Source organism: Psychroflexus longus (genome assembly GCF_020164595.1).
Lineage (GTDB): Bacteria > Bacteroidota > Bacteroidia > Flavobacteriales > Flavobacteriaceae > Psychroflexus > Psychroflexus longus.
In genome coordinates, this window is the sequence record NZ_JAIQZE010000001.1 from 592,936 (window position 1) to 607,892 (window position 14,957).

General features: G+C 36.8%; 12 protein-coding genes. 10 read left to right on the top strand and 2 right to left on the bottom strand.

The annotated features are described in order from the left end of the window. The first annotated feature begins 3 nt into the window (after window positions 1-3). From LB452_RS02650 to accC, 6 genes are all read left to right on the top strand, one after another. The gene (locus LB452_RS02650; RefSeq protein WP_224460169.1) at window positions 4-1,737 is read left to right on the top strand and encodes a M14 family metallopeptidase; all 1,734 of its coding nucleotides are present in this window, start codon (window positions 4-6) and stop codon (window positions 1,735-1,737) included. A gap of 69 nt (window positions 1,738-1,806) precedes the next feature. Then, on the top strand, window positions 1,807-2,340 hold the full coding sequence (locus LB452_RS02655) for a 3-hydroxyanthranilate 3,4-dioxygenase (protein WP_224460170.1): 534 nt from the start codon (window positions 1,807-1,809) through the stop codon (window positions 2,338-2,340). Between the two features lie 54 nt (window positions 2,341-2,394). After that, window positions 2,395-3,948, top strand: coding sequence for an L-piperidine-6-carboxylate dehydrogenase (gene amaB / locus LB452_RS02660; protein WP_224460171.1), 1,554 nt, complete (start codon window positions 2,395-2,397; stop codon window positions 3,946-3,948). Between the two features lie 214 nt (window positions 3,949-4,162). Beyond that, window positions 4,163-5,158 (top strand): beta-ketoacyl-ACP synthase III, encoded by a 996-nt coding sequence (locus LB452_RS02665; protein WP_224460172.1) that lies wholly within the window; start codon window positions 4,163-4,165, stop codon window positions 5,156-5,158. Window positions 5,159-5,177: 19 nt separating this feature from the next. Beyond that, window positions 5,178-5,672, top strand: a complete 495-nt coding sequence (gene accB, locus LB452_RS02670; protein ID WP_224460173.1) for an acetyl-CoA carboxylase biotin carboxyl carrier protein — start codon at window positions 5,178-5,180, stop codon at window positions 5,670-5,672. Window positions 5,673-5,718: 46 nt separating this feature from the next. Continuing rightward, a complete protein-coding gene (gene accC, locus LB452_RS02675; RefSeq protein WP_224460174.1) occupies window positions 5,719-7,077 on the top strand; it encodes an acetyl-CoA carboxylase biotin carboxylase subunit in 1,359 nt (452 codons plus the stop codon). A gap of 43 nt (window positions 7,078-7,120) precedes the next feature. Here accC and hemF read toward each other — a convergent pair whose 3' ends face one another. After that, window positions 7,121-8,023: an oxygen-dependent coproporphyrinogen oxidase gene (hemF, locus tag LB452_RS02680; protein ID WP_224460175.1), complete on the bottom strand. Its 903-nt coding sequence runs from the start codon at window positions 8,021-8,023 to the stop codon at window positions 7,121-7,123. 186 nt (window positions 8,024-8,209) lie between these two features. Between hemF and LB452_RS02685 the strand changes: the two genes are divergently transcribed. After that, window positions 8,210-9,352 (top strand): cystathionine gamma-synthase, encoded by a 1,143-nt coding sequence (locus LB452_RS02685; RefSeq protein ID WP_224460176.1) that lies wholly within the window; start codon window positions 8,210-8,212, stop codon window positions 9,350-9,352. Between the two features lie 26 nt (window positions 9,353-9,378). On the opposite strand, the gene LB452_RS02690 is transcribed toward LB452_RS02685, so the two are convergent. Then, window positions 9,379-10,158, bottom strand: a complete 780-nt coding sequence (locus LB452_RS02690; RefSeq protein WP_224460177.1) for a THC0290_0291 family protein — start codon at window positions 10,156-10,158, stop codon at window positions 9,379-9,381. A gap of 184 nt (window positions 10,159-10,342) precedes the next feature. Between LB452_RS02690 and gdhA the strand changes: the two genes are divergently transcribed. From gdhA to recO, 3 genes are all read left to right on the top strand, one after another. Further along, window positions 10,343-11,686 (top strand): NADP-specific glutamate dehydrogenase, encoded by a 1,344-nt coding sequence (gdhA, locus tag LB452_RS02695; protein WP_224460178.1) that lies wholly within the window; start codon window positions 10,343-10,345, stop codon window positions 11,684-11,686. A gap of 122 nt (window positions 11,687-11,808) precedes the next feature. Then, window positions 11,809-14,109 (top strand): type IX secretion system anionic LPS delivery protein PorZ, encoded by a 2,301-nt coding sequence (porZ, locus tag LB452_RS02700; RefSeq protein ID WP_224460179.1) that lies wholly within the window; start codon window positions 11,809-11,811, stop codon window positions 14,107-14,109. Then, complete coding sequence (recO, locus tag LB452_RS02705; RefSeq protein ID WP_224460180.1) at window positions 14,109-14,828, top strand: DNA repair protein RecO; 720 nt, start codon at window positions 14,109-14,111, stop codon at window positions 14,826-14,828. Before porZ ends, recO begins: the two co-directional genes overlap by 1 nt. Window positions 14,829-14,957 lie beyond the last annotated feature (129 nt).

The window sequence follows — 14,957 nt, forward strand, 5'->3', positions numbered from 1 at the left end:
GCCATGAAAGCTATCAATTATACCTCACTGTTTTGTCTCGCTATTGTTTTGATGTTTGGCTCAGTTTCTCAAGCACAGGAAAAGTTCTTTAGAGCTATTGGTACTCCTCACGAACCCAAAGTAGAGGCTAGCTGGAATCGCTACAATACCTACGACGGCATTGTAGACCTGATGAAGAAAATCAATAAAGCTTACCCAAAACTCACTCGACTGGAAAGTATCGGAAAATCCTATGAAGACCGTGACATTTATATGTTAACTGTCTCAGATTTCAATACTGGAAATCCAGATGAAAAACCTGCGATGTACATCGACGGGAATATTCATTCCAATGAAATACAAGGGGCGGAGTTTTCGCTGTACACTGCCTGGTACCTCACAGAAATGTTTGATGATCTTGAGTTTATTACTGAATTATTGGAAGATAAAACCTTCTATATTGTCCCTACCATCAATCCCGATGCGAGAGATAATTATATGAAAGAGCCAAACACTCCACACTCTCCAAGGTCGGGAATGATTGTCCTAGATAATGATGGGGATGGAGAGAGCGGCGAAGATAGATTTGATGATCTTGATGGTAATAATCATATCACCTACATGATCAGAAAATCTCCAACAGGTCAATACATTAAAGACCCTCAAGATGATAGAAGATTGATAAGAGTTGCTGATGAAGAACAAGGCGAATACGAAATGCTAGGTTACGAAGGCATCGATAACGACGGCGACGGCGAAGTTAACGAAGATGGTATTGGCTATTACGACCCCAACAGAGATTGGGGCTGGAAGTGGCAACCCGATTATGTGCAACGCGGCGCTTACAAATATCCTTTTAGTTTGCCAGAAAACAGAGCTGTGGCAGATTTTGTCATGAAACATCCCAATATTGCAGGAGCTCAAAGCTATCATAACTATGGTGGTATGATTTTACGTGGACCAGGCGCCGAAGAAGATAAAGACACTTACAACAGAGAGGACGTTCGCATATACGATGCCATCGCTGAAAAAGGGGAAGAAATGATCCCTGGCTACAGATACCTCACCGTTTATAAAGATTTATACTCTGTTTTTGGCGGTGAATTGGATTGGTTTTACGGTGGAAGAGGAATTTACACCTATACCAACGAACTGATGGTGTCTTATCTTTATTACCATAAAAATGAGGGAAGAGGTAACCAAGAAGAAGAATTGAAAGTCGATAAATACTTGACTTTTGGTGACGCTTTTATAGATTGGAAAGAATACAAGCATCCACAATATGGAACTATCGAAATCGGAGGATTCAAAAAGAACTTCGGTCGGGCTCACCCAGGATTCCTTTTGGAACAAGATGCCCATAGAAATATGGCTTTTACTATTTATCATGGCTATCAAACTCCAAAACTGAGCATTATAGATGTCGAAGAAAAGTCTTTGGGCAGTGGTCTTAAAGAAATAACTGCAACCATTTACAATGAACGATTAATGCCAACCCACAGCAGTCAGGATTTGAAGTTTAAGATTGAAAGACCCGACTTGGTTACTATTTCCAATGCTGATGTTGTTGCTGGAATGATTGTAGAAGATGAAGATTTCAATAAAGTCAACGAACAAGTTCACCATCCAGAAACTCTTCGCGTACCCAACATTCCTGGAATGGAAACTGTAAAAGCACGATGGATAGTTTCAGGTGCTGGAAATTATAATATTAACGTTGATTCTGCTAAAGGTGGTAAAGCTAGCTGGAGTAAATAATGCTAATCAAAACTTAAGTCAAAGAGTCAGTTCTGTCTGTTTTAGTACATTTAAATAAAAACTAGATTTATGGCAATTCAAAGGCCCTTCAACCTCACTAAGTGGATTAAAGAAAATAGAGATTTACTGAAGCCACCCGTTGGCAATAAAAACCTGTATAAAAATGCGGGAGATTATATCGTCATGATTGTTGGCGGGCCCAACGCACGTAAAGATTACCATTACAACGAAACTGAAGAGTTATTTTATCAGCTCGAAGGTGAAATTGAAGTTCATATCCAGGAAGATGGTGAGAAAAAAACCATATCCTTAGGGCCTGGAGATATGTATTTGCACCCCGCTAAAGTTCCACATTCACCGGTTAGAAAAGAAAATTCTATCGGTTTGGTAATAGAACGCAAACGAAGCCATTTAGATGTAAAAGACGGTTTACTTTGGTTTTGCGACAATTGTAACCATAAACTTCATGACGTCTATTTCCCATTGAATGATATTGAAAAAGATTTTCTAAGTCATTTCAAAACCTTTTATAAGAGCGAAGAATTAAGAACTTGTGATAAGTGTGGAGAAGTCATGCCTGTAGATGAACGCTTTACTGCTTAATTTTATTACTAGTCTAATTTTCATAAATTCGAAACAAATTAAAATTTTAATTAAATGAGTGATATTTCTAAAGAATTCGGAATCGATGATGCTTTAAAACAACTCGATATCCAAAAAAATAATAAAGGAACTTCTGTAGGTGAAAGCTTTTTTGCCAGTGGAGAAATCATAGAATCTTATTCTCCAGTTGATGGAGCCTTGATTGGAAAAGTACAGGCAACTACAAAAGAAGATTATGAAAAAGTAGCTGAAACTGCTCACAAAAGTTTCAAAGAATGGAGAACCTGGCCCGCCCCGGCAAGAGGTGAAGTTGTTCGTCAATTTAACGATGAATTGCGTAGACTTAAGGCTCCGCTTGGGAAATTAGTTTCTTATGAAATGGGAAAATCCTACCAAGAAGGTTTAGGAGAAGTTCAGGAAATGATTGATATCTGTGATTTTGCCGTTGGACTATCCAGGCAATTACATGGCTTAACCATGCATTCTGAACGCCCTGGACACCGCATGTATGAGCAATGGCATCCATTGGGAGTGGTAGGGATTATTTCAGCTTTCAATTTTCCTGTAGCCGTTTGGTCCTGGAATACAGCCTTAGCCTGGGTGTGTGGCGATGCCTGCATCTGGAAAGGTTCAGAAAAAACACCTTTGACTTCTGTAGCCTGCCAGAAAATAGCAGCTAGAGTTTTTGCAGAAAACAAGGTTCCTGAAGGTATTTCTTCTTTAATTACTGGTGATTATAAAGTTGGGGAATACATGACACAGGACAAACGATTACCGTTGATTTCTGCTACAGGCTCAATTAGAATGGGTAGAATTGTAGCTCAGGAAGTCGCTAAAAGACTTGGCAAATCTTTATTGGAACTTGGTGGAAACAATGCCATCATCGTGACTCCAGATGCCGATATCAAAAATACAGTGATCGGAGCTGTTTTTGGGGCAGTAGGAACTTGCGGACAGCGTTGTACCTCAACAAGGCGAATCATTATCCACGATTCTATTTACGATAAAGTTAAAAATGCCATTGTGGACGCCTACAAACAAATCAAAATTGGAAATCCACTGGATGAAAACAATCATGTAGGACCGCTTATCGATAAAGATGCTGTTAAAAATTACCTGCATGCTCTGGAAGAAGTCAAAAAAGAAGGTGGAAATATTTTAGTAGAAGGCGGAGTTCTTGAAGGTGAAGGCTATGAAAGCGGTTGTTATGTAAAACCTGCTATAGCTGAAGCAGAAAATCACTTTGAAATTGTTCAACATGAAACTTTTGCACCTGTCCTTTATTTGATGAAATACTCTGGGGAAGTGAATAACGCTATAGAACTTCAGAATGGAGTGGTGCAGGGATTATCTTCAGCAATCATGACCAACAACCTGAGAGAAGCTGAAATGTTTTTATCTGTTGAAGGTTCTGACTGCGGAATTGCGAATGTCAATATCGGAACCTCCGGAGCAGAAATTGGCGGTGCCTTTGGTGGTGAAAAAGACACTGGCGGAGGTAGAGAGTCTGGATCTGATGCCTGGAAAGTTTACATGAGAAGACAAACCAATACTATCAATTACACCAAAGATCTTCCTCTTGCTCAAGGCATAAAATTTGACTTGTAAAGATTTGAATTAAAATCAGGCCAATTCCCATTGGCCTGATTTTTTGTTTAGCCTTAAATATATTTAGCTAAACAAAATAATTTACTGCTAGATATCTGTTAATTAAATGTTGCAGTGATTTTTGCGAGCAAGAAAAAAAACCGCTTAATTTGCAAACTTGCACACGTTTATTTTGACAGATATAAAGTCAGATAGGCAAAGAAATTTTTAATTCATGAGTGATGTAAAAGCAGCTATCACTGCCGTAGGCGGATATGTTCCAGAGTATGTTCTCACCAATAATATATTGGAAAGCATGGTGGATACTAATGACGAGTGGATCACTGCTAGAACTGGCATTAAGGAGAGACGCATTTTGAAGGAACCTCATCGAGGTTCTTCATATTTAGGGATAAAAGCCTGTGAAGATCTATTCAAAAAAACGTCAACAAGACCAGAGGATTTAGATTTGGTGATTTTCGCAACTGCAACTCCAGACATGCCTGTTGCTTCATCCGCAGCTTACTTGGCTACAGAAATCGGGGCAGTCAACGCGTTTTCATTCGACTTGCAATCGGCCTGTTCTAGCTTTTTATACGGTATGTCTTTGGCATCTTCTTATATTGAATCAAAAAAATATAAGCATATACTGCTCGTTGGGGCAGATAAGATGTCATCAATAATAGATTATACAGATAGAAGCACCTGCATCATTTTTGGAGATGGTGGTGGTGCTGTTTTATTTTCACCAAATAGTGAAGGACTAGGCTTACAAGATGAGATTTTGAAAACTGATGGAACCGGACGTCAATTTTTGAAAATTGAAGCTGGAGGCTCACAGTTACCTGCTTCAGAGGAGACTGTAAAAAATAAACAGCATTTTGTGTTTCAAGATGGTAAAACTGTGTTTAAGTTTGCAGTATCTAATATGGCAGACGTAAGCGAAAAAATAATGCAAAAGAATAGTCTCACGGGAGAAGATGTGAATTGGTTGGTTGCTCATCAAGCCAACAAAAGGATTATTGATGCGACTTACAAACGTATGAATCTAGATTCAAAAAAAGTATTGATGAATATACAGCGTTACGGAAATACAACTTCCGCAACTTTACCATTATTATTAAGCGATTACGAGAAACAATTAAAAAAGGGAGATAATGTTATATTTGCAGCATTTGGTGGTGGCTTCTCTTGGGGCTCCATCTATTTAAAGTGGGCATATAATTCTTGAACCCGAAAAACTTAAAACTATGGATTTAAAGGAAATTCAAAACTTAATTAAATTTGTTGCTAAATCTGGAGCAAGCGAAGTCAAGCTTGAAATGGATGACGTTAAAATCACTATCAAAACTGGAAGTGAAGACGATGGCAGAACATATGTACAACAATTACCTATGAATATGCCTCAACAACAAATGCAACAAGCTCCTGTTCAAAATCAGCAACAGGCACAAGCTCCAGCAACTGAGGAAAGTTCTTCGCCAAAGGCAAATGATGATGATAAATACGTCACTATAAAATCGCCTATTATTGGAACTTTCTACAGAAAACCTTCTCCAGATAAGCCAACATTCGTTGAAGTAGGTAGCGAGGTGAAAGAAGGTGATGTACTTTGCACAATTGAAGCAATGAAGCTTTTCAATGAAATTGAAAGTGAAATTTCAGGAAAAATAGTAAAAGTATTAGTTGACGATTCATCTCCTGTTGAATTTGATCAGCCACTATTTTTGGTTGATCCTTCATAAGGAAACTAATTGTTTTAGATTTTTTCTTTAACCAAAACAAACGTTCATGTTTAAAAAAATTCTAATCGCCAACCGTGGAGAAATTGCCCTGCGAATCATTCGTACTTGCAAGGAAATGGGCATTAAGACGGTTGCCGTATATTCTACAGCAGATAAAGAAAGCTTACACGTAAGATTTGCGGATGAAGCAGTTTGCATAGGACCTCCACAAAGTAGTGAGTCTTACTTGAAGATTCCAAATATTATTTCAGCAGCAGAAATTACCAACGCGGATGCTATTCATCCAGGTTATGGTTTTTTATCTGAAAATGCCAACTTTTCAAAAATCTGCCAGGAACATGATATCAAATTCATTGGCGCTAGTCCGGAAATGATTGATAAAATGGGTGATAAGGCAAGCGCCAAAGCTACCATGAAGGCTGCTGGAGTTCCCTGTGTTCCAGGCTCTGAAGGTATACTGAAAGACTTTGAGGATTGCAAAAAGGTCGCTAAAGAAATAGGTTATCCCGTTATGCTAAAGGCAACAGCTGGAGGCGGAGGTAAAGGCATGCGTGCAGTAAAAACTGAAAAGCAACTTGAGCACGCCTGGGAATCTGCAAGACAGGAAGCTAAAGCTGGTTTTGGTAACGATGACATGTATATGGAGAAACTCATCGAAGAACCTCGCCATATCGAAATACAAATTGTTGGTGACCAAACAGGAAAAGCTTGTCACTTATCTGAACGTGATTGCTCGGTTCAAAGAAGACATCAAAAACTTACTGAAGAAGTTCCTTCACCGTTTATGACCGATGAACTTCGAGAAAGAATGGGTAATGCAGCAGTAAAAGCTGCAGAATATATCAAGTACGAAGGAGCCGGAACTATAGAATTTCTAGTCGATAAACACAGGGATTTCTATTTTATGGAAATGAATACGCGTATTCAGGTTGAGCATCCTATTACAGATATGGTTGTGGATCATGACTTGATAAGAGAACAAATTCTGGTTGCAGCAGGTGTTCCAATCTCTGGCAAGAACTATTATCCAAAATTACATTCTATTGAATGTCGTATTAATGCAGAAGATCCTTTTAATAACTTCAGACCTTCTCCTGGTAAAATAGAAACTTTACACCTACCAGGCGGTCACGGCATTCGAGTTGATACTCACGTTTACAGTGGATATACTATTCCTCCGAATTATGATTCCATGATTGCTAAATTGATTGCTACTGCTCAGACGAGAGAAGAAGCCATCAACAAAATGAGAAGAGCATTAAGTGAATTTGTCATTGAAGGCATTAAAACTACAATCCCATTTCACATTCAACTTATGGAACATCCAGATTATGTGGAAGGTAATTACACTACAAAATTCATGGAAGATTTCGTCTTAAAAGAAGTTGACGAAGATGATGAGTAGATAACTAAGAAAAATTTAAAGGCTACTATCGAAGTAGCCTTTTTTATACCCAATTTTTTGGCTCGTGTAAAACCTCCAAAAGCTTCTCTTCGTCAGAATTTTTTTCAGGATGATAATTGTATTGCCATTGAACATGGGAGGGTAAACTCATCAATATACTTTCTATCCTACCGTTGGTTTTGAGTCCAAAAAGAGTCCCTTTATCATGAACAAGGTTGAATTCCACATAACGTCCCCGTCTAATCTCCTGCCAGTTTCTTTGTTCTTTAGAATAGTCTAAACCTTTTCTCCTCTCAACGATGGGCACATAAGCTTCCAGAAAGCTATCTCCAACATTGGTCACAAAATCAAAAATATCTTCAAGACTCCTCATAGAAGTAGGCTTCAGATAATCAAAAAACAATCCTCCAACACCTCTGGCCTCTTCCCTATGTGAGTTCCAAAAATAACGATCGCAATTAGCCTTATAATCTGAATATAAATTCTCTCCAAAAGGATCACAGGCATTCTTTGAAACTTCGTGAAAATGTTTCACATCTTCTTCAAAGAGATAATAAGGCGTAAGGTCTTGTCCACCACCAAACCACTGGTCCACAACTTTCCCATTTCTATTGTACATTTCAAAATATCTGAAGTTTGCATGAACGGTAGGAACCATTGGGTTTTTTGGATGCAGCACCAAACTGATTCCACATGCAAAAAAATCACAATCTTGTACATTAAAGTAATTCTGCATGGCTTCAGGTAAATTACCATGAACTGCAGAAATATTGACTCCTCCTTTTTCAAAAACAGAACCATTTTGTATCACTCTAGTTCTGCCACCACCACCTTCTTTTCTCTCCCACAAATCCTCTTCAAAAGAAGCACTTCCATCTACCTCCTCGAGTTTTGCTGTAATTGTATCTTGAAGTTGCTGTATATATGTATAAAATTTATCTTTCATGATTTCACTTTTTGTATAAATGCAAAAATAAGGCTTTAATAAAGTTTCACTATTTAGTTTTGTTAAGAATAGGATAAACTAAAATATCTGATTGTGGATAGGCTAAACTACTTTGTAATTTAGAAGATTATTAAATCTTACATCTGATTAATTTTTTTGAGAAATTACAGGAAATAAATAAACTATATGAAGTTCAATACAAAAACGATACATGGCGGTCAGGAGAACGTAGATCCAGCATATAAGTCAGTAATGGCTCCTATCTATCAAACCACAACTTACCAGCAATCTACTCCAGGAAATCATAATGGCTTTGAATATTCTCGAAGTGGCAACCCAACAAGAACTGCATTAGAAAAGTCCTTAGCTTCAATTGAAAACGGTGAATATGGGATAGCTTTTGGATCTGGTTTAGCTGCAATTGATGCGATCATGAAAACATTAAAACCTGGGGATGAAGTGATTTCAACTAATGATATTTATGGCGGTACTTACAGGTTGTTCAATAAAATATATAAAGACTTTGGAATAAAATTTCATTTTATTGGCATGCAAAGTTTAGAAAAAATTGAATCCTATATTAACGATAAGACCAAATTGATTTGGACTGAAACCCCAACCAATCCAATGATGAGTGTTATTGATATTGAAGCGGTTTCAATGATTTCCAAAAAATATGATATCCTATTAGCTGTTGATAACACTTTTGCTACGGCATATCTCCAACGACCACTTGATATGGGTGCTGATATTGTGATGCACAGTGGCACAAAATATCTTGGAGGCCATAGCGATGTAGTGCTAGGGTCTGTGGTAGTTAATGATGAAGAACTCGCAAAGCAATTACATTTCATACAAAATGCTAGTGGTGCAATACCAGGACCTATGGACTGTTTTTTGGTGCTGAGGGGTATTAAAACACTACACTTGAGAATGCAGCGTCATTGTGAAAACGGGAAAGCTGTAGCTGAATATTTGAATAGTCATCCAAAAGTTGAGAACGTTTACTGGCCAGGTTTGGAAAGTCATCCTAACCATGAAGTTGCAAAAAGACAAATGAAAGATTTTGGTGGTATGGTTTCTTTTACAACAAAAAATAATTCTTATAAAGATGCTATCAAGTTTGTTGAAAATTTGAAAGTGTTTACTCTTGCTGAATCCTTGGGAGGAGTTGAGTCTTTAGCTGGGCATCCTGCAAGCATGACTCATGCAAGTATACCAAAGGAAGAAAGAGAAAAAACGGGTGTTGTAGATTCTTTAATTAGACTTAGCGTTGGTATTGAAGATGTAGAAGATTTAATTCAAGACTTAAAACAGGCTTTGAAATAATTATAAAAAATCATTAATATGTTATACTATTCTAGAGTATAGACATATCCGAAAGTGAACCAAAACATCCAATCGTTATATTTGTTTTGTTCACCTATGGGACTTAATCCATCTATCAAATCTGAATAGTAATAGTGCCATCTGAGTTCAGCAATCAGATCAGAGTTTCGAGACACCCTGTATTTTACACCCCCTTGAAAATTTGCAGAAAAAGTAACATTTGATCCGTTGGTATAAGCTGGTTCTTCACCTGGACCAGCAAGAAACGTAGGAAATGTAGTTTCTGGCAAACCAAGACCATCTTCAAGGGTAGTTCCCGCTATAGGAGAGTAATAAACAAGATTCAAACCTACACCTGCGTAAGGAGTAAATGTATTTGGGTTCCTTTCGTAGTCCCGAATTCTCATTAAGTAATATTCTAATCCAGAACCGATTTCCAAAACATTTGCTTCACCAAACATAGATCGCAATTGCAAACCAGCTTGATCGTTCCTATCTGCTATTGCACCGTAATGGTTTAAACTAGTAGAATGATAAATTAAACTGGTTCTTACCTTAAAATGTTGTCTGGGATATTGTGAAATAAAATCAGTGTAAGCAAAGTTTAAATAGTGATTCAGTCCAAATCCAAAACCTATATTATTATTTATGGCTTCCGGATCACCTCTTAAACCATAATCCCCTCTAAAAGAGACAGGGCCTGCCATAACTCCGACTTCATGATAGATTTGTGCAACAGCTTCAGATTGTGCTCCTAACGTTAAGAAAAACAATAATAATATGATAGGATGATGCCTAAATTTCATGAGTCAAGGTTAATTGAAACAAATATAGAAAAACAAAAAAATAAAACAGTATTTATTTCAAAATATGACCTTGTAAGGGGTTAGAACTCAAACAAATATTAATCAATTTTTAAGTTATCTCTAAAATCGAAATTATATCTTTGCGGAAATAATAAAAAATCAACCAATAAATACGAATAACCAAATGAATAAAGAGTTAAAAGATTTCTTAGACAGAGTTTCGGATAGAAACCCAAATGAACCTGAATTTTTACAGGCCGTTCATGAAGTAGCTGAAGCCATCATTCCATTTATGGAGGAAAACCCTAAGTATAAAAACCATAAATTATTGGAACGCATGGTAGAACCAGATCGTGTAGTAAGCTTCAGAGTAACTTGGGTTGATGATAATGGTGAAATACAGGTCAATAGAGGTTTCAGGATTCAAATGAACTCAGCTATTGGACCTTATAAAGGTGGTTTAAGGTTCCATCCATCTGTTAACTTAAGTATTCTAAAATTCTTAGCTTTTGAGCAAGTGTTCAAAAATAGTCTTACAACTCTTCCTATGGGAGGTGGTAAGGGTGGTTCAGATTTCGACCCTAAAGGAAAATCTGACAATGAAGTTATGAATTTCTGTCAAAGTTTTATGACAGAGCTTTACAGACATATTGGAAATGATACCGACGTACCAGCCGGAGATATTGGTGTTGGTGGACGTGAGATTGGCTATATGTTTGGTCAATACAAAAGAATACAAAATGAATTTACTGGAATCCTCACAGGAAAGGGCCGCTCTTATGGTGGATCTTTAATCCGTCCTGAAGCTACAGGTTACGGTAATGTTTATTTCACCAAAAGTATGTTGGAAACTCAGGGGCAAACTCTTGAGGGAAAAACTATCTTAATATCTGGCTCTGGAAATGTTGCTCAATATGCCGCAGAAAAAGCAATTGAACTTGGAGCTAAAGTATTGACAATGTCAGATTCTGGGGGTTATATTTTAGATAAAGAAGGAATTGATAATGAAAAGTTGAATTTCATTATGGATTTAAAGAACAATAAAAGAGGTAGAATTAAAGAGTATCTTGATCAATATCCAGGAGCTAAGTATGAAGAAGGAAAAACACCTTGGAATGAAAAAGGTGATATCGCTATGCCATGCGCTACACAAAATGAACTTCTAAAAGAAGACGCTCAGGCACTTGTCGATAACGGATGTATTTTAGTTGGTGAAGGTGCTAACATGCCATGTACTCCAGAAGCCATTGAAATTTTCCATAAAAACAAGGTCCTGTTCTCCCCTGGAAAAGCTTCTAATGCTGGTGGTGTAGCAACTTCTGGTCTTGAAATGTCACAGAACTCTATGAGATATAACTGGACAGCAGAAGAGGTAGATACAAAACTAAAACAAATCATGAATGATATTCATGAAGCCTGTGTCACTTATGGAAAAGATGAAAGCGGTTATGTAGACTACGTAAAAGGTGCGAATATTGCAGGATTTGTAAAGGTAGCTGATGCTATGATTGCTCAAGGTGCAGTGTAAATTTCTCACACTATAATTTTATTAAAAGCCAGTCCTAGAAATTTGACTGGCTTTTTTCATTATGTCATAATATTTACAATAAAATCATCTTTAAATTAGTTCTTTGTAAAGAGAACAACCCTATGAAGAATTTTTGGTTTTTAATAGCGCTTTTCCCCTGCTTTCTGTTTGGACAAGATTTCTCCGAGCGTTGGAAAAGTTATTTTTCCTATTACAATATCACAGATCTACACGAAAGTAATAACAGGATTTATGCAGCTGCTGAAAATTCATATTTTGTCTATGATATCCCTACTCAGTCCATTGAAAAAATAACATCCATTCAGGGATTATCTGGAGAGCAAATCTCAAAAATTTACCACTCAGAAATCTCCGGACTAACTTGTGTTGGGTTTGAGAACGGTCTCATTCAGATTGTAATGGATAACAATTTGAATGTGTTCACCGTTGTCGATATTCGAGATAAAATTTCAATTTCTCCAAACAGGAAACGAATTAATCATTTTTACGAATTTGAGGATCGCTTATTTATTTCAACCGATTTTGGTATTGCTGAATATGATTTAGAAAATTTAGAATTTAAAGACTCTTTTTTTATTGGTAATAATGGAAATCAAATTCAGATCAATCAAATCACAGTTTCAGATGGGAGGATTTTTGCTGCAACTACAACTGAAGGAATCAAAACAGCGAGTTTGAATGATCGAGAGCTGGTTGATTATCAAAACTGGCAAACTGAATATGATGGCAACTGGAAAGGGGTTTTATCTTTTGCCAATCAAATATTTGGTTTACGAAACAACAATACAATATATAGTTTAGAGAATGGAACTATTTCAAATTTCAAATCAGTTGGATCTAATGTGAAGGATTTTAAAGTTAGTGGAGGGCAAATGATGGTCTCTGCAGACAATCAGGTTCTAGCTTATAATTCAGAATTGAATCTGGTCGCTTTTTTTAATCAGCTTCAGGATCAGAAATTTGATATCAATACAGCTATATTTGGTAATGGTCAGTATTTTCTGGGTCATACTACTTTAGGGCTATTAAATTTTAATTCCGGTGACTTTGAAACCTATTCTGAAATAAGTCCTGAAGGCCCTTTTTTTAATAGGATATTTAGTTTAACAGCAACGCCGACAGATCTTTGGATAGCCTTTGGTGAGTATGATCAATTTTATAACCCTTTTCGACTCGGGGGTATAAACCAGAGAGGATTGAGCCGTTTAACCTCAGAAGGCTGGGTAAAGATTGAGGTAGAAGACCTCAACAATGCAGGTGTTCTTTCTCACATCTCGGTAGATCCACAAAATCCTGAACGTGTCTTTGTGAGTAGTTTTTTTGATGGACTTTTAGAACTTGAAAACAATATGCTTGTAAAACAATATGATTCATCTAATAGCACCATTGAAGGAGTTCCCAGCATTATAAATGACAACAGAATAGGAGCCAGTGCGTTTGATAACCAGGGCAATTTATACTTTTCAAATTCACTTACAGAGAATCAAATAAAAAAACTTGATTCTAGTGGTGATTTTTTTACTCCCGATACTTCAGAAGGTTTGAGCAACCCGACCGAAGTTCATTCAGCTAAATTGGTTATAGATAGAAATAACAATGTATTTTTAGCAACTCTTAGAGAAGGCGTGATTGCTTACAATAGTTCAACAAATTCTGCGAGAGCTATAAATAGCAATGTACAAGGCGTAGATTATCCGGATACATTTAATGCCAATCCCAACATTACCGCCTTAGCTTTAGATGAAAATTCCAGATTATGGATCGGAACCGATGAAGGATTAAGAGTCATGCCCAACCCTACATCTATTTTCGAAGAAAATTCTCGTGTTACCGTTTCTCCTATCATCATAGAGGATGTGGACGGCTTACCACAGGAATTGCTTTTTGAACAGTTCATAACAGACATTGCTGTAGATGGGGCCAATAACAAATGGGTTTCTACGGCAGACTCTGGAGTTTTTCAAGTTTCTCCAAGCGGAAGAGAGATCCTTAATATTTTTAATACGACTAATTCTCCATTACCAACAAACAGTGTAAGAACTGTCTCCATTAATTCTACAACTGGTGAAGTTTTTCTAGGAACAACAAGTGGATTACTCTCCTATTCTAGCCGAATAACGGCAGAAAATAATGATCTGGAAAATCTAAGAGCTTATCCAAACCCAGTAAGACCAGGATATAATGGACTCGTCACTATTGATGGGCTTACAAACAATGCCAATGTAAAAATTACGGATATCACTGGAAATCTTGTTTTTGAGGAGTTTTCTTCTGGAGGAACTCTCCTGTGGGACACTCGGGCCTTTGGGAGGCATAAAGTCGCTTCCGGTGTTTATTTAATCGTTGTCACTGGAGAGGATCAGATAGAAACGACTATTGGTAAAATTATGATTATACGCTGATGCAGATCAAAACAAAAGCTATTGTAATTTCAAACCTAAAATATGGAGAGGCGGACGTTATCGCAAAATGCTTTACTCTTGAAAAAGGATTAGTCTCTTATATGCTGAAAGGCATCCGCAAGTCCAAAAGGGGAAGGTTGAGAATGTCCATGTTTCAACAACTATCACTTTTAGATATTGAAGCTTTTCACAAAGACAATAAAAATCTTCAATACCTGAAGGAAGTCAAAGTTTCTTACCCCTACCAAAGCCTTCAATCCAATATTTACAAGTCAACCATGGTGATGTTTTTGGCTGAAGTACTGAAAAGTTGCATTCAGGAAGAAGAAAAAAATGAAGCTTTATTTTACTTCCTCCAGGACAGTTTTATTTCTCTGGACAAAGCTGAATCTATCAGTAATTTTCACCTTCAGTTCATTGTAAAACTTACTCAATTTCTTGGGTTTTATCCAGACAATCAGAGTGTTGATTTTCCTTTTTTTGATATGCTAAATGGTGTGTTTCAGTTGAAAGAATACAACACTTATTCTTTTAATAATTCGAATTCAGAATTACTGAAAGAGTTTTTGAAAAATTCAGAATACAATTCTACCAATCCGATAAAACTTAATCAAGAACGAAGAAAAAGTTTCCTTGATTTTATGATGCTTTACTACGAATTACATCTTCAAGGTTTTAGAAAACCTAAATCACTTGAAGTTCTTCAGCAAATTTTTTAATGTCTAAGTTCAAGTTATAAGTGCAACATGTAAGTTTAAAATACTGCGGGCTAGCCCGCAGTATTTTAGGTTCAATAGTTATATTGATCTTGCATGAAAAAATACAAACAACTGACCTTAGGTCAAAGA